We start from the raw sequence: 26,884 nt of genomic DNA, 5'->3' as shown, positions 1-26,884 counted from the left end.
TGACATATATGGCTTAGAATACAGCTTATGATGGGAAATTCCCTTACAGAAACATTTTTACCTAGCAGCGCTTCCCAGAATGACTAAACCAGCCCAGGCCAACCAGAACAGTTACACCCGCAAGCCGGTCGAGCGCCGGCCCCTGCCCAACCGTCTGGTAAGGCTGTTGTCCGAGGCGCGCTGGTTCGCGTTTGCCGCCTTCGCCCTGTATTTCGTGCTGATCCTGGCCAGCTTCAACAAGCTCGACCCTGGCTGGTCGCACGCCACTTCGGTCGACAAGGTGGCCAATTTGGGCGGCAAGCTCGGCGCGACCCTGTCCGACCTGTTGTTGTATATCTTCGGTTTTTCCGCCTGGTGGTGGTGCGTGTGGCTGCTGCGCACGGTGTGGAACGGCTATCGCCGCCTGAGCCGCCGTTTCCTGCTGGAGCAGGAGGACGAGGCCGAACGCGAACACCATGTCGAGATGCTGATCCGCATCGTCGGCTTTTCCATCATGCTGATCGGCAGCATGGGCCTGGAATACCTGCGCATGGCGAAAAGCCTGCATGTGCAGCTGCCGCGCGAACCCGGTGGCGTGCTGGGCCAGCTGGTCGGCCACTCCAGCCATGTCGCTTTCGGTTTCACGGGTGCGACCTTGCTGTTGCTGCTGCTGTTCGCCCTGGGTTTTTCCCTGTTCTTCCATGTTTCCTGGTTGCAGGTGGCCGAGCGCATCGGCGCCGCCATCGAAGACAGTGTCAACTGGTTTGTGCTGCGCTACCGCGACCGCGAAGACCGCCGCCAGGGCGAAGTGGCCGCCGTGCGCCGCGACGAAGTGGTGGTGATCGAACGGGCCAAGCATGTGGAAAAACACGTGGCCGCGCCGCCGGTGAAAATCGAGCCGCAGGTGGTGGCCGTGGTGAAATCGGAACGGGTGGAAAAAGAGCGCCAGGCCTATCTGTTCGAAGGCCTGGGCGACGGCAAGCTGCCGCCGCTGTCCCTGCTTGACGAAGCGCCGGCGGTGGTGGAAACCGTGTCGGTGGAAACCCTGGAATTTACCAGCCGCCTGATCGAAAAGAAATTGTCCGACTTTGGCGTTGACGCCAAGGTGGTGGCCGCTTACCCCGGCCCGGTCGTGACACGCTACGAGATCGAACCGGCGACCGGCGTGAAAGGCAGTCAGATTGTGGGCCTGGCGCGCGACCTGGCCCGTTCGCTGTCCTTGACCTCGATCCGGGTGGTGGAAACAATACCCGGCAAAAACTACATGGCGCTGGAGCTGCCCAACGCCAAGCGCCAGATCGTGCGCCTGACGGAAATCCTCGGCTCCAAGGTGTATAACGATGGCGTATCGAGTTTGACGATTGCGCTGGGCAAGGATATCGCCGGCAAGCCGGTGGTGGCCGACCTGGCCAAGATGCCGCACTTGCTGGTGGCCGGCACCACCGGTTCCGGTAAATCGGTGGGCATCAACGCCACCATTCTGTCACTGCTGTACAAGTCCGACCCCCAGGATGTGCGGCTGATCCTGATCGACCCGAAAATGCTGGAAATGTCGGTCTACGAAGGCATTCCGCACCTGCTCGCGCCAGTGGTGACCGACATGCGCCAGGCCGGCCATGCGCTGAACTGGGCCGTCAACGAGATGGAACGCCGCTACAAGCTGATGAGCAAGATGGGCGTGCGCAACCTGGCCGGCTACAACACAAAAATAGCCGACGCGGCCAAGCGCGAAGAACATATCCCGAATCCGTTCAGCCTGACGCCGGATTCGCCGGAGCCTCTGGAAAAATTGCCGACCATCGTCATCATCATCGACGAGCTGGCCGACCTGATGATGGTGGTGGGTAAAAAAGTCGAGGAACTGATTGCCCGTATCGCGCAAAAGGCGCGCGCGGCCGGCCTGCACTTGATTCTGGCGACACAGCGCCCATCTGTAGACGTGATCACGGGCCTGATCAAGGCCAATATCCCGACCCGTATCGCGTTCCAGGTGTCATCCAAGATCGACTCGCGCACGATTCTCGACCAGATGGGCGCGGAAACCCTGCTGGGCATGGGCGACATGCTGTACATGCCGCCTGGCACCGGTTTGCCGATGCGGGTGCATGGCGCGTTCGTGTCCGACGATGAGGTGCACCGCGTGGTCAGCCACCTGAAGCTGCAAGGTGAGCCGAACTATATCGAGGGCATCCTCGAAGGCGGCACACTGGAAGGCGAGGGCGGCGAAGGTGGCGGCGCGCCGGGCGAAGGTGGCGGCGAGGCCGATGCCCTGTACGACCAGGCGGTGCAAGTCGTCCTGAAAAACCGCCGTGCCTCGATTTCGCTGGTGCAGCGCCATTTGCGCATCGGCTACAACCGCGCGGCCCGCCTGCTCGAACAGATGGAGCAGAGCGGCGTAGTCTCAACCATGCAGTCCAATGGCAACCGGGAAATCCTGGTGCCGGCGGCAAGTGCCGAACCAGGATAAGAAGAATGACAAAACACACTATTGCAACAAAATATATCATCGGCGCTGCCAGCGTCGCCTGCAGCCTGCTGTTCGCGGCCAGCGCCTCGGCCAGCGCGCTGGAGCAATTCAAGACCTTTGCCGCCGGCACCAAGTCGGCCAAGGGCGAATTCGTGCAGCGGCAGGTGAAAAAGGCGGACGCCGGCGGCAAAGCCAAGTTGTCGACGCCGGCCAGCGGCACCTTTGAATTTGCCCGCCCCGGCAAGTTCATCTGGACCTATCTGAAACCGTACGAGCAACTGCTGCAAGCCGATGGCGAGCAGCTGTATATCTACGACAAGGACCTGAGCCAGGTGACCATCAAGAAACTGGGCGACGCGCTCGGTTCGTCGCCGGCCGCCATCCTGTTCGGCAGCAACGACCTGGAAAAGAATTTCACCCTGGCCGAAGCGGGCACGCGCGACGGCCTGGAATGGCTGAAGGCAACCCCGAAAGCCAAGGACACGACCTTCGACGAAATCACTATCGGCTTGCGCAATGGCGTGCCCGAGGCGATGGAGCTGCGCGACTCGTTCGGCCAGACCTCGATCCTGTCGTTCAAGAACTTCCAGAAGAATCCGTCCCTGGCCGCCAATCACTTCAAATTCGTGATGCCCAAGGGCGCGGACGTTATCAAGAACTAGTTTCTTGATGCTGTGTTTCTGACCGGCCTCGCAGCGATGCGGGGCTTTTGCATTTTTACCGGATATCTACTGGACATCATCATGGCGGATCTGTTTTCCACCGAACCACGCCAGCCGCTGGCCGAGGCGCTGCGTCCGAAAATCCTGACCGAAGTGATCGGCCAGACCCATTTGCTGGGCGTGGGCAAACCCTTGCGCCTGGCCTTCGAAGCGGGCAAGGCCCATTCGATGATCTTGTGGGGTCCGCCTGGCGTGGGCAAGACCACCCTGGCGCGGCTGATGGCCAACGCGTTCGACAGCGAATTCATCGCCCTGTCGGCGGTGTTTGCGGGAGTGAAAGATATCCGCGCCGCCATGGACCAGGCGCGCAATAGCCTCGACCAGTTCGGCAAGCACACCTTGCTGTTTGTCGACGAGATTCATCGCTTCAACAAATCGCAGCAGGACGCCTTGCTGCCGTTCGTGGAATCGGGGCTGGTGACGTTTATCGGCGCCACCACGGAAAACCCCAGCTTTGAGGTGAACTCGGCGCTGCTGTCGCGCGCGCAAGTGTATGTGTTGAAATCGCTGACGGAAGACGAGCTGAAACAGTTGCTGGCCAAGGCGCAGGCCACGGCCTTGTCGCACCTGGTGTTCGAGGACGCCGCCGTCGATACCCTGATCGGCTATGCCGATGGCGACGCGCGCCGCTTTTTGAATTTGCTGGAACAGGCCGACACGGCCGCCAGCTCGACCGGCACCACAAAGATTGATGCGGCGTTTGTCGACAATGCCCTGACCCTGAACTCGCGCCGCTTCGACAAGGGCGGCGACAATTTTTATGACCAGATCTCGGCGCTGCACAAGTCCGTGCGCGGTTCGAACCCGGACGCGGCCCTGTACTGGTTCTGCCGCATGATCGACGGCGGCGCCGACCCGCGCTACTTGTCGCGCCGCATCGTGCGCATGGCCTGGGAGGATATTGGCTTGGCCGATCCGCGCGCGCTGACCATGGTCAACGACGCGGCCGAAACCTATGAACGGCTTGGGTCGCCCGAAGGCGAGCTGGCGCTGGGCCAGGCCGTGATCTACCTGGCGATCGCCGCGAAGAGCAATGCCGGCTACAACGCCTTCAACCAGGCCATGGCCTTCGTCAAGAAGGATAAATCCAAGGAAGTGCCGGTGCACCTGCGCAATGCGCCGACCAGGCTGATGAAGGAACTGGGCTACGGCCATGCTTATCGTTACGCGCATGACGAGCCCGACGCCTATGCGGCAGGCGAAACCTATTTCCCGGACGGTATGCCGGAGCCTGGCTGGTATCAACCGGTGCCGCGCGGGATGGAAAGCAAGATCGCGGATAAATTGGCCTGGTTGCGCGAGCTGGACAGGAAAGCTGGCAAGGGTTGAGTCCGCGATAACGCTTCAGTCTTCCTTTTTCACCGTTCGCGCCGCGTTTTTTGCCGCTGGTCGCAATCCGGTGGTGTTCGGCGGTGCCGCTGGCTAAAGTACCACCATACCAGCAGCACTTAACGAATCCAAACACCACCGGGAGCCACATCATGAACGCACTGAAAAACATGGAAATCGCCTTTGTCGCCGCCGCCGTTCTGGCCATCGGTACCAGCTTTGCCACCGCTGACGCACGTTCGGTCAGCGTCAGCGCCGACTCGGCCGTAGTGGCCCAGGCAGCCGATACCGCGATGCCGGTCGTGACCGTCAGCGCCCGCCGCCTGAGCGCCGCCGAAAAAGCCGCCTTTATCTGATGCTGGCGGCCCATGGGCCGGCCAGTGCAAAACTCGGAATGAAACGAACGGGTCTTGGTACAATGTGTGCTTCCCTACATCAGCACCGCCACGCACCCCATGATAGATATCCAATTACTCCGTAAAGACATCGCCACCGTTGCCGCCCGCCTGGCAACGCGCAAGTTCCAGCTCGACGTGGCAGGTTTTACCGCCCTCGAAGCCGAGCGCAAGGCGATCCAGACGCGCACCGAAGAATTGCAGGGCAAGCGCAACGCGCTGTCCAAGCAGATCGGCATGTTGAAGGGCAAGGGCGAAGACACTTCGGCCGTGATGGCGCAAGTCGCTGGCCTCGGCGATGAGCTGAAAGCCGATGAAACGGCGCTGGCGCTGGTGCAAGCGAAGCTGAGCGACTTCATCATGGCCGTACCGAACCTGCCGCACGAATCGGCGCCGGTGGGCGAAGACGAAGCGGGCAACGTGGAAGTGCGCAAGGTCGGCACGCCGCGCAGCTTTGATTTCGAAGTGAAAGACCATGTCGATGTCGGCGCCGCGCTGGGCCTCGATTTCGAAGTGGCCACCAAACTGACCGGTTCGCGTTTTTCCGTCATGAAAGGCGGCATCGCCCGCCTGCACCGCGCACTGGCGCAGTTCATGCTCAACACCCATGTCGACGAGCACGGCTACACGGAATGCTATACGCCCTACATGGTCAACGCCGACTCGCTGCGCGGCACCGGCCAGCTGCCGAAATTCGAAGCCGATCTGTTCTCGGTGAAAAAAGGCGGCGTGGAAGGCGAGGGCGAGACCTTCTACCTGATCCCGACCTCGGAAGTCACGCTGACCAATATCGCGCGCGACGAAATCCTGCCGCTCGATCAGCTGCCATTGAAAATGACGGCGCACACGCCGTGCTTCCGCTCCGAAGCGGGCAGCTACGGCCGCGACACGCGCGGCATGATTCGCCAGCACCAGTTCGACAAGGTGGAAATGGTGCAGGTGGTCCATCCCGATACCTCGTACGCCGTGCTGGACGAAATGGTCGGCCACGCCGAAACCATTCTGCAGCGCCTGGGTCTGCCGTATCGCGTGATGTCGCTGTGCACCGGCGACATGGGCTTTACGGCCGCCAAGACGTTCGACCTGGAAGTGTGGCTGCCGGCGCAGAACACCTACCGCGAAATTTCGTCCCTGTCGAACACGGAAGCCTTCCAGGCGCGCCGCATGCAGGCGCGTTTCCGCAACGCCGCCGGCAAGCCGGAACTGGCCCACACCCTGAACGGCTCCGGCCTGGCAGTCGGCCGCACCCTGGTGGCGATCCTGGAAAACTACCAGCAAGCCGACGGCAGCGTCGAGATCCCGGAAGTGCTGCGCCCCTACATGGGCGGCCTGACCCATCTGAAAGCCTGAAAAAGTCCTTTCCTTTTTTCTGCCGGCTGCTATAATCTTGCCTTCTCGCAGCAATGCGAGAAAAGACCGCAACAGCAAAGCAGTACCTGGAGAGGTGGCAGAGTGGTCGAATGTACTTGACTCGAAATCAAGCGTACGTTAAATCGTACCGTGGGTTCGAATCCCACCCTCTCCGCCAGAACAAATAAAAGAAGCTCCCGCAAGGGAGCTTTTTTTATTTGTGGCAGCGGAGAGGAGCACGCCCCCTGCGGGGCGTGCGGTGGGATTCGAAGCCTTGCGCGTACTTCGCGCAAGGCTCCCCGAATCGTCCATTCAATGTTTCAAAAATCGCCCAAAGCGCGCCAGCGCAAGGCGATTTTCAAGCCAACGAATCGTCCATTCAGGTTTTAAGTATGATCAGCCAACAACCCCCTACCCAAACAACCATCCCCATGCTAGAATAGCGCCTCGCTCAAACAGCCCCGGCAGTTTGAGCAGACCGCAACAGCAAAGCAGTACCTGGAGAGGTGGCAGAGTGGTCGAATGTACTTGACTCGAAATCAAGCGTACGTTAAATCGTACCGTGGGTTCGAATCCCACCCTCTCCGCCAGAACAAGTAAAAAAGCTCCCCAACGGGAGCTTTTTTTCATTGGACTACAGAGCATCACTGCACCCAGCGCGCCGCCGCAAACGCCAGCCCGCTCAACGCCAGCATGCTCCCCACGCAAGACAGAATGACCGCCGACTTCGCCTCGGAAACATCGGACTTGGTCGCGTAGTTGGAACGCATCACACCCACATCGAGTTTCAGGCTGGCGACGTCTTTTTCCAGGGTAGTAATTTGTTCGTTCATGGCCATAACCTCCTCATGATGCGGTACATGCTCCTCGCTTTGCCCGGTGTTGTCAAACTGTGTCCCAAGGGTATCGTGCATGGCCTGGCAATTGGCCGCCAGCCGTTCCGCCAGGGCCATGATGCGTTGCCAGTCTGCGCTGCGCAGGTCGTTGGCATCGTGTAATTGCGCGACGATCTGTTCGCTCAGGCCGACCGCCACCCTGAACCAGGCATCGCTTTTGCGGCGCCGGCTTCGTTGTTGCGGCAAGCCATAACTGATCCGTCTTTCCGCGGCCTGGTGGGTGTTGTCCATGGTTGCTCTCCGTCAAAGCGCGTTCATACGACACGCTATGATCAAGAGCTTGAACGCCCGGCCAGTGTCCGCCATGATCCCGCTCAGCACTATGGTAATCTACCCGCAGTTCCTTCCCTCCCATTCCCTGATACCCAAGTGCAAGCAATGAGCCAATTCTGGAGTTCCACCGTCAGCCAGCTGACCCCGTATGTCCCCGGCGAACAGCCGAAATTGCCTGGCCTGGTCAAGCTCAATACCAATGAAAATCCATATGGCCCGTCGCCGCAGGTGATCGCGGCCTTGCGCGAGGCCGCCGCCGACAGCCTGCGCCTGTACCCCGATCCCACCGCCAGCGAACTGAAGCAGACGCTGGCCGACTACCATGGCGTCAGCAGCGCCGAAGTATTTGTCGGCAATGGTTCCGACGAAGTGCTGGCGCTGGCCTTCATGGCCTTGCTCAAGCACGACGCGCCGCTGCTGTTCCCGGACATCAGCTACAGTTTCTATCCCGTGTATTGCAAGCTGTACGGCATCGATTACCGTACCGTGCCGCTCGACGACACGATGCGCATCCGCCCGGAAGACTACACCGGGCCGTGCGGCGCCATCATCTTCCCGAATCCGAATGCGCCGACCGGCGTGAATCTGCCGCTGGACGGCGTCGAAGCATTGCTGCAAGCCCATCCCGATGCGGTGGTGGTGGTCGATGAGGCCTATGTCGATTTCGGCGGCGAGAGCGCGATCCGACTGGTCAGGCAGTATCGCAACTTGCTGGTGGTGCAGACGCTGTCGAAGTCGCGCTCGCTGGCCGGCCTGCGCGTCGGTTTTGCCATCGGCCACGCGGACCTGATCGAAGCGCTCGAGCGCGTCAAGAACAGCTTCAATTCCTATCCGCTCGACCGGCTGGCGCTGGCTGGCGCGGTGGCCTCGTTCCGCGACGAAGCGTATTTCCAGCAGACGCGCACAGCCGTGATCGACAGCCGCACGCAGCTGACGCGGCAACTGGCGGCGCTGGGCTTCGAGGTACTGCCTTCGGTGGCCAATTTCGTGTTTGCGCGCCACCCGCAGCATGATGCGGCGCAACTGGCTGCCGGCCTGCGCGCCCGCTCAGTGATCGTGCGCCACTTCAATTCGCCACGCATCAGCCAGTACCTGCGCATCAGCATCGGTAATCCGACGGAATGCGCGGCCTTGCTGGAGGCCTTGCGCAGCCTGGTGTGACAGCTTCAACGGCATGAAGGTGTGCCACAATCAGCGGATTATTCAACCATGACAAGGGGATGGACAATATGGCAAAAGTGGCATTTATCGGCCTGGGCGTGATGGGTTTCCCGATGGCGGGCCATCTGGCGGCGGGCGGGCACGACGTGACCGTGTACAACCGTAATCCGGCACGCGCGCAAGCCTGGCTGGCACGGCACAAAGGCCATGGCGCCGCCACGCCGGCCGCAGCGGCTGCTGGGACTGAGTTCGTTTTTACCTGCATCGGCAACGATAACGATCTGTACCAGGTGATCCTCGAAGAGGGCGGTTTGCTCTCGGGCATGGCGCCGGGCAGCATCCTCATCGACCATACGACGGCGTCCGCCGAAGCGGCGCGCACGATCCATGCGGCCGCAAAAGAAAAGGGCGTGTTCTTTCTCGACGCGCCCGTCTCGGGCGGCCAGGCCGGCGCCGAAAACGGCAAGCTGACGGTGATGGCCGGTGGCGATGCCGACGCCTATGCGCGCGCCGAGAGCGTCATTGCGCTGTTCGCGCGCGCCGTGACCTACATGGGGCCGTCCGGTTCGGGCCAGCTGACCAAGATGGTCAACCAGATCTGCATCGCCGGCCTGGTGCAGGCGCTCAGCGAAGGCATCGCCTTTGCCGAGAATGCGGGGCTCGACGCGGCGCTGGTGGTCGACGTGATTTCCAAGGGGGCGGCGCAATCGTGGCAGCTGGAAAACCGCGGCAAGACCATGATCGAGCGCAAGTTCGACTTCGGTTTTGCCGTCGACCTGATGCGCAAGGACCTGGGCATCTGCCTGGCCGAAGCGCAGCGCAACGGCAGCGATTTGCCGGTCACCACCCTGACCGACCAGTTCTATGGCGAAGTGCAGCAGGCCGGCGGCCACCGTTACGATACGTCCAGCCTGATCACGCGCCTGGCCAGGAAGTAGCGCTCGTTTGCAAGGTACAAGCTTGCAATCCGGCGGCGCTGCCGTTATATTGCAGCTTCTTTACCCAACCTCTTCCATGCTGGAGCCAAAAGTGCCGCGCCAATTCGCCATCACCTGCTAACGCTGACGAACTGCCCTGTGCAGCATCGGCCGGCGCCTTGATCTTGTCGATCAACGCCACCGATTGCCGCGACACCTTGTGCTCCAGGTAAGCCACGCCCGACCCCGTCGTCAGCACCCCTGACCCTGCAAAGGACACGCCCCGGTGAACGCGGCGTGTGACGCCATGTTTTTACCCAATTTACCGTTATTCAAATACCCGCGCACGCCGCACCTGGAAGGTTCGCGCCTGCAGCCCGGCGACGATGCCCTTGACCAAATGCCATTGAGGCGGCTGGCCGGCAAATACGTCGTCATCGAAGAAAAAATCGATGGCGCCAACGCCGCCGTGTCGTTCAGCGAGGCGGGCGAGGTGCTGCTGCAGTCGCGCGGCCACTACCTGGCTGGCGGCGGTGGCGAACGCCAGTTCAATCTGTTGAAACCGTGGGCGCATGCCCATGAGCAAGCCTTGCTGGCGCTGCTGGAAGACCAGTACGTGATGTATGGCGAATGGGCCTACAGCAAGCATTCCGTGTTCTACGATAGCCTGCCGCATTATTTCAACGAGTTCGACATCTATTGCCGCCGCACGCGCACGTTTTTGTCGACGGCGCGCCGGCATGCCTTGCTGGCGGGCTCGCCCGTGCTGCCGGTGCCGGTGCTGTATGCAGGGCTCATGCCGGCGACCACGCAGCAACTGTGGTTGTTGCTGCGCCACGCGCTGGCCAAGTCGGGCGTGTGGCGCACGGCTTTCGAGACGGTGGTGGCGCGCGAGCGTTTGCCGTTGCCCCTGTGCTGGCAGCAGACCGACAAATCGGACCTGGCCGAAGGCCTGTACCTGAAGGTCGAAGACGACGAGCAAGTGCTGGCGCGCTACAAGCTGGTGCGCCAGGACTTCACGCAAACCATCCTCGACAGCGGCTCGCACCACGCCACGCGGCCCCTGATTGCCAATCAATTGGCGCCGGGCGTGGATCTGTATGCGCCGCAGCCGCCGGTGACCTGGCACAGCCTGGGCCTGCACACTTGCCGTTCGCCCGACGAACTGGCTGCACTGACGAAGAAACGGAGCACACGATGAACTGGACTACCCTGCGCCAATTGGTGCCCCATCCCGGCCGCTCGCCCGATTTTGCCGCCTGCCTGGCTGCTTTTCCGCAACTGGAACTGGCCAGGACCACGCCACAACACCCGCTCTACCACGCCGAAGGCGATGTATGGACGCATACCATGATGGTGGTCGAGGCGCTGCTGGCCATGCCGGCCTATGCGCAGGCTACGCGCGCGCAGCAGGAAATCGTGTTCCTGGCCGCGCTGCTGCACGATGTGGCCAAGTGCAGCACCACCGTGATCGATCCCGTCACGGGCGCCATCGGCCAGCCGGGCCATTCGCGCAGGGGCGCGCTCGACGCCCGCATCGCCTTGTGGGACGCCGGCGTGCCGTTTGCCGCGCGCGAAGCGGTCTGCCGTTTGATCAATGTGCACCAGGTGCCGTTCTTTGTGCTGGAAACCTCGCGCCGTGGCGTGACGCCCGAATTTACCGTACGCGAACTGTCGTGGCAGGTCGATATCGGCTTGCTGGCGATGCTGGCCGAGGCCGATATCCGCGGGCGTATCTGCCCCGATCCGCAGCGTGTACTCGACGCCATCGAGCTGTTTCGCGAACTGGCGCGCGAGGAGGGCTGTTACGACCGGCCGCGGGCCTTTGCCGGCGACCATACGCGCGTGAAATACTTCCGCGGCACCGAAGCGCATCCCGACTATCCATTGTTCCAGGAGCCGGGTTCGCAGGTGATTGTCATGTCGGGCCTGCCGGCGTCGGGCAAGAATAGCTGGGTAGAGAAACACCATCCGCAACTGCCGGTGGTGTCTTTCGATGATGCACGCCAGGCGCTGGGCCTGCGCCATGGCAAGAACGACGGACAGGTGGGCGATTATACGCAAGAGCGGGCGCGCGAACTGCTGCGCAAGGGCTTGCCGTTTGTGTGGAACGCCACGCACCTGTCAACGCTGATGCGCGAGAAAACCCTGAACCTGCTCTACAAATACCATGCCGAGGTTGAGATCGTGTATCTGGAGCAAACCCGCAAGGAACTGCTGCGCCGCAATGGCTTGCGCGATACTTCCTTGAGTAACAAGAAGTTGCAAGCGATGTTGTGGAACTGGGAAATACCATTGCCGCAAGAGGCACATCGTGTGCGCCATATCGTGGCCTGATCGCGCATCTCTCATGTAAATGTTGTAAAGCGGCAACGTATCTGGTCGTCCAGGCAGATTTCTGAAGATTACTTTCAATGCCAGGCCGATGTGTTGCAAGTGGCCGGACCTGCCCGTCGGCGGGCAGTCTCGTCCAGCGCTTTTCATGGCAAGGATCGGCACATGGCGCTTCTTGCCTGTCATGATTCGGACACAATACTACTGTGATTGTAACTTTTCATCCATATTATGCCGACAAATTGTTAAATTGTTTGCTTTATTGACATTTTAAATATTGCTGAAATAAATAAACAATACATAAAGATAAAATATAAGACAATATTTTATTTGTTTCCCTGTAGAAATATTTTTTGATATTGTTAAATTTTATGGGCTGGCAGCGCGCAGCTGGCCTGGCAAGTCGTCAGTTGCGACGGGCTGGTGTGATTATCGGAGATTAATTCTGTGTGGAAAATGTGTAAGCTAAAGCAGATCTGAATAGCTTGTTTTCTTGAGAATGCCTCATTGCCGGAATTCTTGACGGGATTGAATAAAAAGCAGTTAATTTCCAGTTTATAAGTATTAAAAATATAGAAACCTTTTCCAGAAGATAGTAACGTTTTTGCTTCGCATCCCGCGACCCGAGAGGATACTTTTGCGCTCCACACTGATTCCCCTGACCTTGCTGCTGCTGATCCAGGGCGCCTACGCCCAGCAACCGACCGCCGGCAGCCAGTTGCAGCAGATTCCCGTCGCGCCACCATTGCCGAAAGCGGCTCCCGTCATCCGCGTGCAGCAGGGCGATCTACCGGCCGCCACCGTCGGCGACAGCACCCGCATCAAGGTAGCGCGCCTGCAGGTCACCGCGCCGCCGGTCTACACCGAAAGCGAACTGGTCGCCGCCAGTGGCTTCGTGCCCGGCAGCGAACTGACCCTGGCCGAACTGCGCAACCTGGCCAACCGCATCGCCAGTCATTACCAGACGCACGGCTATTTCCTGGCGCAGGCCTATTTGCCGGCGCAGGACATCCAGGATGGCGTGGTGCAGATCGCCGTGCTGCCGGGCCAGTATGGCCAGGTGCAGCTGCGCAACAAGAGCAATCTGTCGGACGGCCTGGCCCATAATATTCTGGCGGGCCTGGACGGTGAAGTGATCGCCACCACGCCGCTCGAACGCCGCCTGCTGCTGCTGTCGGACCTGCCGGGCGTGCAGGTCAGCTCGACCCTGGCGCCGGGCGCTTCGCTGGGGGCGTCCGACCTGATCGTCGACGTGCTGCCCGGTGCGCGCTTCAACGGCAGCGTCGACCTCGACAACCAGGGCAACCGCTACACGGGCCGCAACCGCATCGGCGCCACCTTGAACATCAATGAGCTGGCCGGCATCGGCGATGTGGCCACCGTGCGCGCCTTCACCTCGACCGACGGGCTGAACTACGTGCGCGCCGCCTACCAGGGCCAGGCCGGCCTGCTGCGCCTGGGTACGGCCTACACCCATATGGACTACAAGCTGGGCAAGGAATTCGCCGTGCTTGACGCCAAGGGCACGGCAAAGATTGCCAGCGTGTATGGCAGCTACCCCTTGATCCGCGCGCGCGCCGGCAGCCTGTACGCGCAACTGAACTATGACAGCAAGGATTTCCAGGACAAGACCGCATCGACCGCCACCGTCAACGACAAGAGCGCCACAATCTGGATACTCAATCTCAATGGCGACAGCAAGGATGGTGCCGGTGGTGGCGGCGTCAACAATTATTCGCTGACCTATACCACCGGCAAGGTGGACATTGAAACGCCAGTGGCGCGCCAGATCGATGCGCTGACGGTCAAGGCCAACGGCAGCTTCCACAAGTTGGGTCTCACCGCCTCGCGCCTGCAAAGCCTGGGCGAGGAGAGCAGCCTGTTTGCCATCGTCAACGCGCAGGCAGCCTCGAAAAACCTCGATGTGTCGGAAAAAATGGGCCTGGGCGGCGTCGGCGGCGTGCGCGCCTATCCGGGTGGCGAGGCGTATGGCGACCAGGGCTATGTCTTGAACCTGGAACTGCGGCGCAATCTGCCGGCCTTTGAGGCCATCGCCGGCCAGTTGCAAGTAATCGGTTTTGCCGACACCGGCACCGTCAAGCTCAACCGCAACCAGTGGAGCCCGGGCGAGAACCGCCGCACCCTGAGCGGCGCCGGCGTGGGCCTGTCGTGGACGGGCGCCAACGCCTTGCTGGTCAAGGCGTATTACGCACACAAGCTGGGCAATGCCAAAGCCACCTCGGCGCCGGATGCCGCGGGCCGCTTCTGGCTGCAGGCCGTCAAATATTTCTAAAAATTAACGATTACCCGTCAGGACCCGCCATGAACCGCATCTACCGCTCCATCTGGAACCAGGCCACCGGCGCCTACGCCGCCGTTTCCGAAAACGTCAAATCGGCCGGCAAGCGTTCCATGCCCGGCAGCAGCGGCGGCGGCGCGCAGTTTGCGCTGACCAGCATGGCGGCGGCATTGATGCTCGGCTACGGCAGCCTGGCGCTGGCCGGGCCGACGGGCGGCACGGTGGTGGCGGGCCAGGCGAACATCAGCGGTGCGCCGGGTTCGACGGTGATCCACCAGGGCAGCCAGAATGCGGTGATCAACTGGGCCAACTTCAATATCAAGCAGGGCGAATCGGTGCAGTTCGTGCAGCCGAACAGCCATGCGGTGGCGCTGAACCGGGTGCTGGGCAATGACGGCACGACGATCCTTGGCAATCTGTCGGCCAATGGCAAAGTCTTCATCGTCAACCCGAACGGCATCCTGTTCGGCCAGGGGGCCTCGGTCAACACCGCCGGGCTGGTGGCGTCGACGCTCGATATCAATAACGCCGATTTTATGGCCGGCAACTACAAATTTGCCGGCAACGGCACGGGCAGGGTGCTGAACCAGGGCGCGCTCAACGCGCCGGGCGGCTTTGTCGCCTTGCTGGGGGCGCATGTGTCGAACGAAGGCACGATCAATGCACGGCTCGGTTCGGTGGCGCTGGCGGCCGGCCAGGCGATCACGCTGGACGTGGCGGGTGACGGCTTGCTGAAGGTGGCGGTGGACAGTGGCGCGGTGGGGGCGCTGGTGCAAAACGGCGGCCTGATCCAGGCCGATGGCGGCAGCGTGGTGATGACGGCGCAGGCGGCCGGCAATCTGCTCAAAACCGTGGTCAACAACACCGGCGTGATCGAGGCGCACACCATCGATACACGTAGCGGCACGATCAAATTGCTGGGCGACATGCAGACCGGCACGGTGAACGCGGCCGGCACGCTGGACGCCAGCGCGCCGGCCGGAGGCAAAGGCGGCTTTATCGACACCTCGGCCGCGCATGTGAACATTGCCAAGGGCATCAAGGTGACGACCAAGGCGGCCAATGGTTTGTCCGGCACCTGGCTGATCGACCCGGTCGACTTCACGATCGCCGCATCCGGCGGCAATATGACCGGCACCGACCTGATGACCGGCCTGAGCAATGGCTCGGTGCAGATCCTGAGCACCGACGGCACTGGCGGCACGGCTGGCGACGTCAATGTCAACGAAGCGATTGCCTGGTCGGCCAACAAGCTGACCCTGACCGCGCAAAACAATATCAACATCAACAAGCCGATGACCGGCACCGGCACGGCCAGCCTGGCGCTCGAATATGGCCAGAGCACCGTCGCGTCGAGCAATGCCGCGCATATCACGATCAAGGCCGAGGTCAATCTCCCCTCGGGCAATAGTTTCAGCACCAAGCAGGGCAGTGACGGCACCACCAAGGTCTATACGATGATCACCAGCCTGGGCGCGGCCGGCAGCGTCACTGGCACCGATTTGCAAGGCATGAGGAACCTCATGTCGGGCAACTATGCGCTGGGCGCCAATATCGATGCCAGCGCCACGTCGAACACAGCCATCTGGGGCGCCAACGGCTTCATCGCGATCGGCACCAATACTACGCCATTTACGGGGCAGTTCGAGGGTCTGGGCCACGTGATTACCGGCTTGACCAGTAGCAACAGCACGAGCAACCTCTCGGCTGCCCTGTTCGGTACGATCACTACGGCTGCACAGATCCGCAATGTCGGCGTGCTCGACGTCAACCTGACTTCCAGCGTGCCGGGCAGTGGTTCCTATGGTAATGCGGCAGGAGTAGTGGGTTCCAGTAGCGGCTTGATCAATAATGCCTATGTGAGCGGCAGCCTGACCACCCCGGGCTATGCGTATATCGGCGGCCTGGTTGGCAAAAACAGCGGCACCATCCTCAACAGCGGCAGCAGCGCCACGATCACTGTCACCAACGCGACGCTCGATACCGTGATTGGCGGCCTGGTGGGCCTTGGCACCAAGGCCAGCAAGATCACTGGTAGTTACAATACCGGCGCCGTCACCGCTACCGCCAAGCATACCGGTGGCGGCCTGGTCGGCATCAATTACGGCGCCATTACCAACAGTTTCAATACTGGCGCGGTAGCGGTCGGCATCGATGCCGGCGGCCTGGTGGCCAGCAACCGTGGTTCGATTGCCCTGATCAACAACAGCTTCAGTACCGGCGCCGTGTCGGGTAGCGGCCATGTTGGCGGGCTGGTGGGCTGGACCACTGCCTCGTCGCAGATCAACAACAGCTATGCCACCGGCACGGTGACGGGCCTGGGCCTGGGCGGTCTTGCCAGTGCCAGCGTATCCACGGGTGGACTGGTCGGCAATAACCGCTCGTCGATCAGCAACAGTTACGCCACCGGCGACGTCACGGGCGCCACCAGCTCGGTGGGCGGCGTGGTCGGCGCCAACGGCACCAGCACTGCGGCCGGCTCGGTCACCAATGTCTATTCTTCCGGCAAGGTCACGCTGACCGGCACCGTCGCCGGCACCACTGTGGCAGGCGGCGTCATCGGCTTCAACAACGCAACCGCGACGATCACCGGCGGTTACTTCAACTCCACCGTCAACTTGGGTTCCGCCATCGGCGACGGCACTGGATCGGCCACCAAGGTGAACCCCCTGAGCGCGACACAAATGCGCACGGGAACCAGCTTCGACAACTTCAGTTTCACCACCAGCACCGGCCAGTCGGGCAACAACTGGGTCATGGTCAATACCGACGGCACGCTAAACAATGCGGGCGGCGCGCTGGGTGCCACCGGACCGATGTTGTCGTCCGAGTACAGCACCACCATCAAATCGCCGCATCAATTGCAATTGATGGCGATGAATCTGGCCGGCAATTACACGCTGGCCCGCGACCTCAATATGGCGGCCACCGGCACGACGGGCGATGTCTGGAATGGCGCCACGTTCGTGCCGGTTGGCACCAGCACGGCGGCGCCATTTACCGGCACCTTCGACGGCGCCGCCCATGTCATTTCCAACCTGAGCTTGAACCGTCCGGGCATCGACAGTACCGGCCTGTTCGGCGCCACCTCCAGCACGGCGGTGATTCGCGACGTGGGCCTGGACGGCGGCAGCGTCAACGGCGCCACGGCTACCGGTACGCTGGTCGGCAACAATGCCGGCACCATCAGCGGCAGCTACAGCACCATGAGCGTGACCGGCACCGCCAACACGGGCGGCCTGGTCGGCAACAACAGCGGCACTGTCAGCAACAGCTACGCCTCGGGCGCCGTGAGCGGCACCAACACGGTGGGCGGCCTGGCTGGCGTCAACTCCGGTGCCTTGAGCAATAACTACGCCACCGGCGTGGTCACGGGAAGCAGCAATACGGGCGGCCTGGCGGGCGCCAGTACCGGCAGCGCCACCGGCAACTTCTGGGACACCGCCACCAGTGGGCAGGCCAGCAGCGCCGCCGGCACGGGCTTGGGCACCACGGCCATGAAATCGCAGGCCACCTACACGGCGGCGACCTGGGACCTGGCCAATACCTGGATTATCTACGACAGCCTTAGCTATCCCTTGCTGCGCGCCTTCATGACGCCGTTGCAGGTCAACTTTGCCGCCAACAACAGCAAGGCCTATGACGGCACCAGCACCTTTACGGCCTCTGGCGTCACCGCCAGCAGGCTTGGCGCCTATGCATCGCTGCTGGGGACCTTGAACACCAGAGCGGCAGGCAATGCGGTCAACGTCGGCACCTACGCCATTACCGCCGGCGGCCTGTATTCCGGCCAGCGCGGCTATATCATCAGTTACGGCGCAGGCAACGTGACCATCGACAAGAGGGCGGTGACGGTGAGCGGCATGACGGCCAGCGCCAAGACCTATGACGGCAATGCCACGGCCAGCCTGGCGGGCGGCACCTTGAGTGGCCTGGTGGTCGGCGAAACCGTGGGCTTCTCCGGCCAGGCCGGCGCATTTGCCGACCAGAACGCCGGCACCGGCAAGAGCGTGACCGTGAGCGGCATCACGCTGGTCAACGGTGCTAACCTGGCCAGCAATTATTCGGTGACCAATCCGACCGGCGTGACGGCCGACATCACGCCCAAGGCGCTGACCGTGACGGGCGCGACGGCTGGCAACAAAGTCTATGACGGCAACACCAAGGCCACCGTCAGCGGCGGCGTATTGACCGGTCTGGTCGGTTCGGAAACGCTGGGCCTGTCCGGCCTGTCTGGCGTGTTCGCCGACAAGAACGTCGCTACCGGCAAGGCAGTGACTATCAGCGGCGCCACGCTGGCCGACGGCGCCGGCCTGGCCAGCAATTACATGGTCAGCAACCCGACCGGCGTCACGGCCGATATCACCCAGGCCACCATCAATACGGTGAGCAATATCGTGGCCGCCAGCAAGGAGTATGACGGTGCTACCTCCGCCACGGTCAGCAATGCCGGCGCCACCTTTGCCGGCATGGTCAATGGCGACATCCTGACGGTCAGCGCCACTTCGGCATCGTTTGCCGACAAGAACGTGGGCAGCGGCAAGACAGTGACCGCCAGCGGCCTGACCCTGGGCGGCACGGACGCGGCCAACTACAACCTGACCGCTGGCAGCGGTAGCGGCAGCGGCGCCATCACGCCGAAAGTGTTGACAGTGTCGGGCGCGGTGGCCGGCAACAAGACCTATGACGGGCTCACGGCCGCCGTCATCACCGGCGGCGCCTTGAGCGGCATGATCGGCACCGAAACGGTGGGCCTGGGCGCGCTGTCCGGCGCGTTCGGCGACAAGAACGCCGGCACCGGCAAGGCCGTGACGGTCAGCGGCGGCACCTTGTCCGACGGCAGCAATGGCGGCCTGGCTGGCAACTACACGCTCGCCAGCGTGACTGGCCTGACGGCCAATATTACGCAAAAAGCCCTGACGGTCAGCGGCGTGACCGTTGCCAGCAAGAGCTATGACGGCAACACCAAGGCCACCATTTCGGGCGGTACCCTGAATGGCCTGGTGAGCGGTGAAACCCTGAACCTGTCCGGGCAGAGCGGTACCTTCAGCGACCAGAACGCGGGCAACGGCAAGGCCGTGACGGTGACCGGCGCCATCCTGGGCGACGCCTCTGGCCTGGCCAGCAATTACACGGTCAGCAACGTCACCGGCGCGACCGGCAATATCACGCGCAAGACAGTGACGGTGACCGGCGCGACGGCGGCCGACAAGGTCTACGATGGCAGCACGGGGGCCATCGTCAGCGGCGGCACGTTGAGCGGCCTGGTCAGCGGGGAAACGCTGGGTCTGGGTAGCGTGGCCGGCCTCTTCGACGAGCAGAACGTGGCCAGCGGCAAGACCGTGACGGTCGTGGCGGCTACCCTCAGCAATGGCACTGGCGGCGGCCTGGCCAGCAATTACACGGTCGGCGCGTCGTTGGCGAGCACGGCCAGCATCACGCCCAAGGCGCTGACAGTGACCGGCATGACGGCCGGCAACAAGGTGTATGACGGCAATACCATGGTCAACCTGACGGGCGGCGCCCTGAGCGGGCTGGTGGTCGGCGAAACCGTCGGCTTCCTGGGCCAGGCCGGCGCGTTTGCCGACAAGAATGCCGGTACCGGCAAGAACGTGACCGTCAGCGGCGTTACCCTGGTCAATGGCGTCAACCTGGCCAGCAATTACTCGGTCAGCAATCCGACCGGCATCACGGCCAGCATCACGCCCAAGGCGCTGACGATCAGCGGCGTGTCGGCCGCCAACAAGGTCTATGACAGCACCACCAAGGCGAGCGTCACCGGCGGCACCTTGAGTGGCCTGGTCAGTGGCGAAACCCTGGTCCTGTCCGGTCTGTCGGGTACGTTTGCCGACAAGAACGCCGGCACTGGCAAGGGCGTGACGGTCAGCGGCGCGACGCTGGCCGACGGCACCGGGCTGGCCAGCAACTACACGGTCGGCAACCCGGCGAGCGTGACGGCCAATATCAGCCAGGCGACCATCAGTACGGTCAGCAATATCGTGGCCGGCAGCAAAGTGTATGACGCCAATACCAAGGCGACCGTCACCAACGCCGGCGCCACTTTTGCCGGCATGGTCAATGGCGACGTGCTGACGGTCAGCGCCACCTCGGCATCGTTTGCCGACAAGAACGCCGGCAGCGGCAAAACCGTGACCGCCAGCGGCCTCACCCTGGGCGGCACGGACGCCGGCAACTATAGCCTGACGGCCACCACTGGCACCGGCAGCGGCGCCATCACGCCGAAGGCGCTGACGATTAGCGGCATGTCGGCTACCAGCAAGGTCTACGACGGCAGTACCAAGGCGACCTTGTCGGGCGGCTCGGTCAGTGGCCTGGTCGGCTCGGAAACGGTGGGCGTGAACGGCTTGAGCGCCTCTTTTGACGACAAGAACGCCGGCACCGGCAAGGCCGTGACGGTGACCGGCACCACCCTGGTCAACGGCGGTAACGGCGGCCTGGCGTCCAACTACACGATCAGCAATCCGGCCGGCCTCGTCGCCAATATCACGCCCAAAGCGCTGACGGTAACGGGTATGACGGCTGGCAACAAGGTGTATGACGGCAGCACGGCGGCAAGCCTGGCCGGCGGCACGCTGAGCGGCCTGGTGAGCGGCGAAACGCTGCTGGTTTCGGGCGGCAGTGGCGTGTTTGCCGACAAGAACGCCGGCAACGGCAAGGCGGTGACGGTGTCGGGCGTCAGCATTGCCGACGGCACAGGTTCTGCCAGCAATTACACGGTCAGCAATCCGACTGGTGTCACGGGCAACATCACGCAAAAAGCGTTGAGCGTCACCGGTGCGCTGGCGGCGGATAAAACCTATGACGGCGCGCTCGACGCCACCATCACGGGCGGCAGCCTGAGCGGCTTTGTCGGTACGGAAACGGTCGCCTTGGCCAGCCTGGCCGGTGCGTTTGCGGACAAGAATGCAGGCAACGGCAAGGCCGTCAGCATTACCGGCGGCACCTTGGCCAGCGGCAGCAACGGCGGCCTGGCCAGCAATTATTCGGTCGGCCCTGCCAGCGGCCTCGCTGCCAGCATCACGCAAAAAGCACTGACGGTGACTGGCGTGGCGGCCGCCAACAAGGTCTATGACAGCACTACCAAGGCGAGCGTTACCGGCGGCACCTTGAGCGGCCTGGTCGGTAGCGAAACCCTGGTCCTGTCGGGTCTGTCGGGTACGTTTGGCGACAAGAACGCCGGCAGCGGCAAGACCGTGACGGTCAGCGGCGCGACGCTGGCCGACGGCACCGGGCTGGCCAGCAACTACACGGTCAGCAACCCGGCGAGCGTGACGGCCAATATCAGCCAGGCGACCATCAGTACGGTCAGCAATATCGTGGCCGGCAGCAAAGTGTATGACGCCAATACCAAGGCGACCGTCACCAACGCCGGCGCCACTTTTGCCGGCATGGTCAATGGCGACGTGCTGACGGTCAGCGCCACCTCGTCCACGTTTGCCGACAAGAACGCCGGCAGCGGCAAAACCGTGACCGCCAGCGGCCTCACCCTGGGCGGCACGGACGCCGGCAACTATAGCCTGACGGCCACCATCGGCACCGGCAGCGGCGCCATCACGCCGAAGGCGCTGACGATTAGCGGCATGTCGGCTACCAGCAAGGTCTACGACGGCAGTACCAAGGCGACCTTGTCGGGCGGCTCGGTCAGTGGCCTGGTCGGCTCGGAAACGGTGGGCGTGAACGGCTTGAGCGCCTCTTTTGACGACAAGAACGCCGGCACCGGCAAGGCCGTGACGGTGACCGGCACCACCCTGGTCAACGGCGGTAACGGCGGCCTGGCGGCCAACTACACGATCAGCAATCCGGCCGGCCTCGTCGCCAATATCACGCCCAAAGCGCTGACGGTAACGGGTATGACGGCTGGCAACAAGGTGTATGACGGCAGCACGGCGGCAAGCCTGGCCGGCGGCACGCTGAGCGGCCTGGTGAGCGGCGAAACGCTGCTGGTTTCGGGCGGCAGTGGCGTGTTTGCCGACAAGAACGCCGGCAACGGCAAGGCGGTGACGGTGTCGGGCGTCAGCATTGCCGACGGCACAGGTTCTGCCAGCAATTACACGGTCAGCAATCCGACTGGTGTCACGGGCAACATCACGCAAAAAGCGTTGAGCGTCACCGGTGCGCTGGCGGCGGATAAAACCTATGACGGCGCGCTCGACGCCACCATCACGGGCGGCAGCCTGAGCGGCTTTGTCGGTACGGAAACGGTCGGCCTGGCTACGCTCACCGGTACGTTTGCCGACAAGAATGCAGGCAACGGCAAGGCCGTCGGCATTACCGGCGGCACCTTGTCCAGCGGCAGCAACGGCGGACTGGCCAGCAATTACACGGTGGCCGGCAGCGGCGGCTTGAGCGCCAGCATCGCGCAAAAAGCGCTGACGGTGACTGGCTTGACAGCCGGCAATAAAGTCTACGATGCCACCACCAAGGCAACGATCAGCGGCGGCGCCCTGGACGGCCTGGTCGCTGGGGAAAACCTGGGCCTGTCTGGCTTGTCGGGTGTGTTTGGCGACAAAAACGCCGGCACCGACAAAGCCGTCATGGTCAGCGGCGCGCAGATCAGCGATGGCACCGGCCTGGCCAGCAACTACATGGTCAGCAACCCGATCAATGTCAAAGCCGATATCGCCAAGGCGGACATCACGGGCGTGACCGGTATTGCGGTTGCTGGCAAGACCTATGACACCACCACCACGGCCACGGTCACCAATGCCGGCGCCACCTTTGCCGGCCTGTTCAATGGCGACGCCCTGAATGTCAGCGCCACCTCGGCCACGTTTGCTGACAAGAACGCCGGCAGCGGCAAGACCGTCACTGCCAGCGGCCTCACCCTGGGCGGCACGGATGCCGGCAATTACAAGCTGACTGCCACCACCGGCACGGGCAGCGGCACCATTACCCAGGCGCAAATCAGTAGCGTCAGCGGTATCACGGCCGCCGGCAAAACCTATGATGGCACGGATGCGGCCAGCCTGAACGCCGGCGCTACCTACAACGGCTTGCTGGGCAGCGACAGCCTGTCCTTTGCCGCCACCAAGGCCGCGTTCAGCGACAGGAATGCCGGTGCCAAAACCGTGAAGGTCGAAGGCATCGTCCTGGGCGGCACGGACGCGGGCAACTACAGCCTGGCCAGCAATATGGCCAGCGGCACCGGCACCATTACGCCGAAAGCGCTGACGGTGAGCGGTGCAACGGCGGGCAACAAGGTATATGACGGCACGCTGGCGGCAAGCGTGACGGGGGGAGCCTTGAATGGACTGGTCAATAATGAAACCCTGTCGCTGAGCGGCCTGGCGGGCACGTTTGCCAATCAAAATGTGGCCAGCAATATTGCCGTGACCGCCAGCGGCGCGACACTGCTTGATGGCACTGGCCTGGCCAGCAACTACACGGTCAGCGACCCGACCGGATTGTCGGCCAATATCACACCGAAGGAACTCACCATCGGTGGCATCGCGGCGGGCAACAAGGTCTACGACGGCACGCTGTCGGCCAGCCTGACGGGTGGCGCCTTGCAGGGCCTGGTCGCTGGCGAAACTCTGGTATTGTCCGGCACCACGGGCGTGTTTGGCGACAAGAATGCGGGCGGCAACAAGATGGTCACCGTCAGCGGCGCCAGCCTGGCTGACGGCACTGGCCTGGCCAGCAACTATATGGTCAGCAACCCGACCGGCTTGACGGCCAGCATCACCGCCAAGGCGCTGACGGTCACGGGCCAGCTGGCGGGCAACAAGGTGTATGACGGCAATACGCAAGCGAGCCTGTCCGGTGGTGCCCTGAGCGGCCTGGTGGCCGGTGAAACCCTGGGCATTGCGGGTCAAATTGCCGTGTTCAGCGACAAGAACGCGGCCAATGGCAAGACGGTCACCGTGACGGGCACGACCCTGGTCGACACCGCCACTGGCCTGGCCGGCAACTATACGGTCAGCAATCCGACCGGCTTGACGGCCAGCATTACACCGAAAGCGCTGACGGTGAGCGGCCAACTGGCCAGCAATAAAGTCTACGATGGCAATACTGCGGCGCAGTTGTCCGGTGGCGTGCTGGCGGGCTTGGTCGGCGGTGAAACCCTGGTGATCGGCGGCCAGAGTGCGGCGTTTGCCGACAAGAACGCCGGCGCCGCCAAGTCCGTGACCGTCACCGGCACGACCTTGCTCGATACCGCCACCGGCCTGGCCAGCAACTACTCGGTCAGCAACCCGGCCGGCTTGAGCGCCAGCATTACGACCAAGGCCCTGACGGTGACCGGCCAGCTGGCCGGCAATAAAGTCTACGACGGCAATACGGCAGCCAGCCTGTCCGGCGGCACCCTGAGCGGCCTGGTGGGCAGCGAAAGCCTGGGCTTTGCGGGTCAGACCGCCGTGTTCAGCGACAAGAACGCGGCCAATGGCAAGACGGTCACCGTGACGGGCACGACCCTGGTCGACACCGCCACTGGCCTGGCCGGCAACTATACGGTCAGCAATCCGGCCGGCCTGAGCGCCAGCATTACGACCAAGGCCCTGACGGTGACCGGCCAACTGGCGGGCAATAAAGTCTATGACGGCAATACGGCAGCCAGTCTGTCCGGCGGCGCCCTGAGCGGCCTGGTGGCCGGTGAAACCCTGGGCATTGCGGGTCAGACCGCCGTGTTCAGCGACAAGAACGCGGCCAATGGCAAGACGGTCACCGTGACCGGCACCACCTTGCTCGACACGAGCACCGGCTTGGCCGGCAACTATACGGTCAGCAATCCGACCGGCCTGAGCGCCAGCATTACGGCCAAGGCCCTGACGATCACCGGTCAACTGGCTGGCAATAAAGTCTATGACGGCAATACGCAAGCCAGCCTGTCCGGCGGCGCCCTGAGCGGCCTGGTGGCCGGTGAAAGCCTGGGCATTGCGGGTCAAACCGCCGTGTTCAGCGACAGGAATGCGGCCAATGGCAAGACGGTCACCGTGACGGGCACGACCCTGGTCGATACCCCCACCGGCCTGGCCAGCAACTACTCGGTCAGCAACCCGGCCGGCTTGAGCGCCAGCATTACGGCCAAGGCCCTGACGGTGACCGGCCAGCTGGCCGGCAATAAAGTCTATGACGGCAATACGGCAGCCAGCCTGTCCGGCGGCGCCCTGAGCGGCCTGGTGGGCAGCGAAAGCCTGGGCTTTGCGGGTCAGACCGCCGTGTTCAGCGACAAGAACGCGGCCAATGGCAAGACGGTCACCGTGACCGGCACCACCTTGCGCGACACCAGCACCGGCTTGGCCAGCAACTATACGGTCAGCAATCCGACCGGCCTGAGCGCCAGCATCACGGCCAAGGCGCTGACGGTCACGGGCCAGCTGGCAGGCAACAAGGTGTATGACGGCAATACGCAAGCGAGCCTGTCCGGCGGTGCCCTGAGTGGCCTGGTGGCCGGTGAAACCCTGGGCATTGCGGGTCAAACTGCCGTGTTCAGCGACAAGAACGCGGCCAATGGCAAGACGGTGACGGTGACCGGCACCACCTTGCTCGACACCAGCAGCGGCCTGGCCAGCAACTACTCGGTCAGCAATCCGACCGGCTTGACGGCCAGCATTACACCGAAAGCGCTGACGGTGAGCGGTCAGTTGGCCGTTAATAAAGTCTATGACGGCAATACGGCAGCCAGCTTGTCCGGTGGCGTGCTGAGCGGTCTGATGGCAGGCGAAACCCTGGGCCTGGGGGGCCAGACGGCTGTGTTCAGTGACAGGAACGCGGCCAATGGCAAGAGCGTGACGGTGACGGGCACGACCCTGGCGGATACGGCCAGCGGTTCGGCCAGCAACTACACGGTCAGCAACCCGGCCGGCCTGAAGGCCAGCATCACGCAGGCGGTGCTGGGCGTGCAGGTCAACAATGCGCAAAAAGACCAGGGCCGCGCCAATCCGGACTTTACGGCCCGCTACACGGGCTTGATCGGCAGCGACACTTTGGCAAACGAAGTCAGCGGCACCCTGGCGTTCAGCACGCCGGCGAGCACCAGTTCGCCATCGGGCAACTATCTGGTGTCGGCGGCTGGCCAGTCCTCGACCAACTATGCGCTGACCTACACGCCGGGCGTGTTGACCGTCAATCCGACCGAGGCGCTGCAAAGCACGCTGGCCAGCGTGGCGGCGGCCGTCAATGTGGCGCCATCGCAAGGCAATATGGTGCAGGCCGAAGTGGTGACGACGGGGCAGAAGGTGGACAGCAAGGTGGAAGCGGTTGCCGCAGCGAAGGGCGAGCCTGAGCAGGGCACCAATACCGGCAATGGCACCAGCGCCGTCAATACGCCGGCAGTGCAACTGAGTGGCACGGTGACCACCAATGTGTTGCCAGGCTTGCGCCTGAGCGTGATCGATACCGGCCTGCGGCTGCCGACGCAAGGGACTAACACCAGCCTCGAAAGCCAGTAAGTCCAATTCAAGCTGCGGCCAATGGACATGCCGCTTCGGTTGATAGCCGAAGCGGCATTTTTTTGGCCAGGTGATCTTCAGGCGGTGCTGCTGATGGTGGTTGCGGGCAAGCTTGCCATCGACAAGATGTGCCTGGCGTTATGGGCCTGAACGTACAGCACAAAAAAAAGGCGGAACCGAAGTTCCGCCTTTGTTCCATCAGCTAAAGCTTAGAACCAGGCTTCAACCTGGAAGCCGTACGAGGTGCCGCTGGTATTGTTGTTGTAGATCGGGCCGCTGTTGTTGGCTGCGTTGACCGACGCGGTGGCCGCATCGTTCCATTTGCCATAGCTGACAAAGGCGCGCAGTTCAG

General features: G+C 62.7%; 14 protein-coding genes and 2 tRNA genes. 14 read left to right on the top strand and 2 right to left on the bottom strand.

Going from position 1 to position 26,884, the window contains the following annotated elements; translation table 11 throughout:
- Nucleotides 1-79: 79 nt before the first annotated feature.
- The 7 genes from ASR47_RS07580 (at nucleotide 80) to ASR47_RS07550 (ending at nucleotide 6,832) form a co-directional block, all read left to right on the top strand.
- Nucleotides 80-2,446, top strand: coding sequence for a DNA translocase FtsK (locus ASR47_RS07580; RefSeq protein ID WP_065307161.1), 2,367 nt, complete (start codon nucleotides 80-82; stop codon nucleotides 2,444-2,446).
- A gap of 5 nt (nucleotides 2,447-2,451) precedes the next feature.
- The gene (gene lolA, locus ASR47_RS07575; protein WP_065307160.1) at nucleotides 2,452-3,108 is read left to right on the top strand and encodes an outer membrane lipoprotein chaperone LolA; all 657 of its coding nucleotides are present in this window, start codon (nucleotides 2,452-2,454) and stop codon (nucleotides 3,106-3,108) included.
- Nucleotides 3,109-3,189: 81 nt separating this feature from the next.
- On the top strand, nucleotides 3,190-4,497 hold the full coding sequence (locus tag ASR47_RS07570; protein ID WP_065307281.1) for a replication-associated recombination protein A: 1,308 nt from the start codon (nucleotides 3,190-3,192) through the stop codon (nucleotides 4,495-4,497).
- A gap of 152 nt (nucleotides 4,498-4,649) precedes the next feature.
- Nucleotides 4,650-4,853: a hypothetical protein gene (locus tag ASR47_RS07565; RefSeq protein WP_065307159.1), complete on the top strand. Its 204-nt coding sequence runs from the start codon at nucleotides 4,650-4,652 to the stop codon at nucleotides 4,851-4,853.
- 99 nt (nucleotides 4,854-4,952) lie between these two features.
- Complete coding sequence (gene serS / locus ASR47_RS07560; RefSeq protein ID WP_065307280.1) at nucleotides 4,953-6,242, top strand: serine--tRNA ligase; 1,290 nt, start codon at nucleotides 4,953-4,955, stop codon at nucleotides 6,240-6,242.
- An 88-nt stretch (nucleotides 6,243-6,330) separates the two neighbouring features.
- A tRNA-Ser gene (locus ASR47_RS07555) sits at nucleotides 6,331-6,420 on the top strand.
- Between the two features lie 322 nt (nucleotides 6,421-6,742).
- A tRNA-Ser gene (locus tag ASR47_RS07550) sits at nucleotides 6,743-6,832 on the top strand.
- A gap of 54 nt (nucleotides 6,833-6,886) precedes the next feature.
- Here the strand turns inward: ASR47_RS07550 and ASR47_RS07545 are convergent.
- Complete coding sequence (locus ASR47_RS07545) at nucleotides 6,887-7,369, bottom strand: hypothetical protein (protein ID WP_065307158.1); 483 nt, start codon at nucleotides 7,367-7,369, stop codon at nucleotides 6,887-6,889.
- A 147-nt stretch (nucleotides 7,370-7,516) separates the two neighbouring features.
- Here ASR47_RS07545 and hisC point away from each other — a divergent pair, with 147 nt between their 5' ends.
- The 7 genes from hisC to ASR47_RS28140 all read left to right on the top strand — a co-directional run bounded on the left by hisC (nucleotide 7,517) and on the right by ASR47_RS28140 (nucleotide 26,682).
- A complete protein-coding gene (hisC, locus tag ASR47_RS07540) occupies nucleotides 7,517-8,572 on the top strand; it encodes a histidinol-phosphate transaminase (RefSeq protein WP_065307157.1) in 1,056 nt (351 codons plus the stop codon).
- A gap of 68 nt (nucleotides 8,573-8,640) precedes the next feature.
- Entirely contained in the window at nucleotides 8,641-9,510 is an 870-nt protein-coding gene (locus tag ASR47_RS07535) for an NAD(P)-dependent oxidoreductase (RefSeq protein ID WP_065307279.1), read from the top strand.
- A 286-nt stretch (nucleotides 9,511-9,796) separates the two neighbouring features.
- A complete protein-coding gene (locus tag ASR47_RS07530) occupies nucleotides 9,797-10,690 on the top strand; it encodes an RNA ligase family protein (protein WP_065307156.1) in 894 nt (297 codons plus the stop codon).
- Nucleotides 10,687-11,826 (top strand): AAA family ATPase, encoded by a 1,140-nt coding sequence (locus ASR47_RS07525; RefSeq protein WP_065307155.1) that lies wholly within the window; start codon nucleotides 10,687-10,689, stop codon nucleotides 11,824-11,826. The genes ASR47_RS07530 and ASR47_RS07525 overlap by 4 nt, the downstream gene beginning before the upstream one ends.
- Before the next feature lie 634 nt (nucleotides 11,827-12,460).
- Nucleotides 12,461-14,116: a ShlB/FhaC/HecB family hemolysin secretion/activation protein gene (locus tag ASR47_RS07520; RefSeq protein ID WP_245714289.1), complete on the top strand. Its 1,656-nt coding sequence runs from the start codon at nucleotides 12,461-12,463 to the stop codon at nucleotides 14,114-14,116.
- A gap of 29 nt (nucleotides 14,117-14,145) precedes the next feature.
- Nucleotides 14,146-26,532 (top strand): YDG domain-containing protein, encoded by a 12,387-nt coding sequence (locus ASR47_RS07515; RefSeq protein WP_065307154.1) that lies wholly within the window; start codon nucleotides 14,146-14,148, stop codon nucleotides 26,530-26,532.
- A 21-nt stretch (nucleotides 26,533-26,553) separates the two neighbouring features.
- On the top strand, nucleotides 26,554-26,682 hold the full coding sequence (locus ASR47_RS28140) for a hypothetical protein (protein WP_281218426.1): 129 nt from the start codon (nucleotides 26,554-26,556) through the stop codon (nucleotides 26,680-26,682).
- A gap of 59 nt (nucleotides 26,683-26,741) precedes the next feature.
- Here ASR47_RS28140 and ASR47_RS26940 read toward each other — a convergent pair whose 3' ends face one another.
- Nucleotides 26,742-26,879 (bottom strand): carbohydrate porin, encoded by a 138-nt coding sequence (locus ASR47_RS26940; RefSeq protein WP_245714217.1) that lies wholly within the window; start codon nucleotides 26,877-26,879, stop codon nucleotides 26,742-26,744.
- Nucleotides 26,880-26,884: the final 5 nt, after the last annotated feature.

Origin of the sequence: Janthinobacterium psychrotolerans, from assembly GCF_001677885.1 — a bacterium.
GTDB lineage: Bacteria > Pseudomonadota > Gammaproteobacteria > Burkholderiales > Burkholderiaceae_D > Janthinobacterium > Janthinobacterium psychrotolerans.
This window is presented reverse-complemented; position numbering and strand designations above follow the sequence as displayed.

What these genes read in the sequence shown, in the direction of transcription:
- ASR47_RS07580 (WP_065307161.1), top strand. Translation starts at nt 80, where the DNA reads ATGACTAAACCAGCCCAGGCCAACCAGAACAGTTACACCCGCAAGCCG.
- lolA (WP_065307160.1), top strand. Translation starts at nt 2,452, where the DNA reads ATGACAAAACACACTATTGCAACAAAATATATCATCGGCGCTGCCAGC.
- ASR47_RS07570 (WP_065307281.1), top strand. Translation starts at nt 3,190, where the DNA reads ATGGCGGATCTGTTTTCCACCGAACCACGCCAGCCGCTGGCCGAGGCG.
- ASR47_RS07565 (WP_065307159.1), top strand. Translation starts at nt 4,650, where the DNA reads ATGAACGCACTGAAAAACATGGAAATCGCCTTTGTCGCCGCCGCCGTT.
- serS (WP_065307280.1), top strand. Translation starts at nt 4,953, where the DNA reads ATGATAGATATCCAATTACTCCGTAAAGACATCGCCACCGTTGCCGCC.
- ASR47_RS07545 (WP_065307158.1), bottom strand. Translation starts at nt 7,369, where the DNA reads ATGGACAACACCCACCAGGCCGCGGAAAGACGGATCAGTTATGGCTTG.
- hisC (WP_065307157.1), top strand. Translation starts at nt 7,517, where the DNA reads ATGAGCCAATTCTGGAGTTCCACCGTCAGCCAGCTGACCCCGTATGTC.
- ASR47_RS07535 (WP_065307279.1), top strand. Translation starts at nt 8,641, where the DNA reads ATGGCAAAAGTGGCATTTATCGGCCTGGGCGTGATGGGTTTCCCGATG.
- ASR47_RS07530 (WP_065307156.1), top strand. Translation starts at nt 9,797, where the DNA reads ATGTTTTTACCCAATTTACCGTTATTCAAATACCCGCGCACGCCGCAC.
- ASR47_RS07525 (WP_065307155.1), top strand. Translation starts at nt 10,687, where the DNA reads ATGAACTGGACTACCCTGCGCCAATTGGTGCCCCATCCCGGCCGCTCG.
- ASR47_RS07515 (WP_065307154.1), top strand. Translation starts at nt 14,146, where the DNA reads ATGAACCGCATCTACCGCTCCATCTGGAACCAGGCCACCGGCGCCTAC.
- ASR47_RS28140 (WP_281218426.1), top strand. Translation starts at nt 26,554, where the DNA reads ATGGACATGCCGCTTCGGTTGATAGCCGAAGCGGCATTTTTTTGGCCA.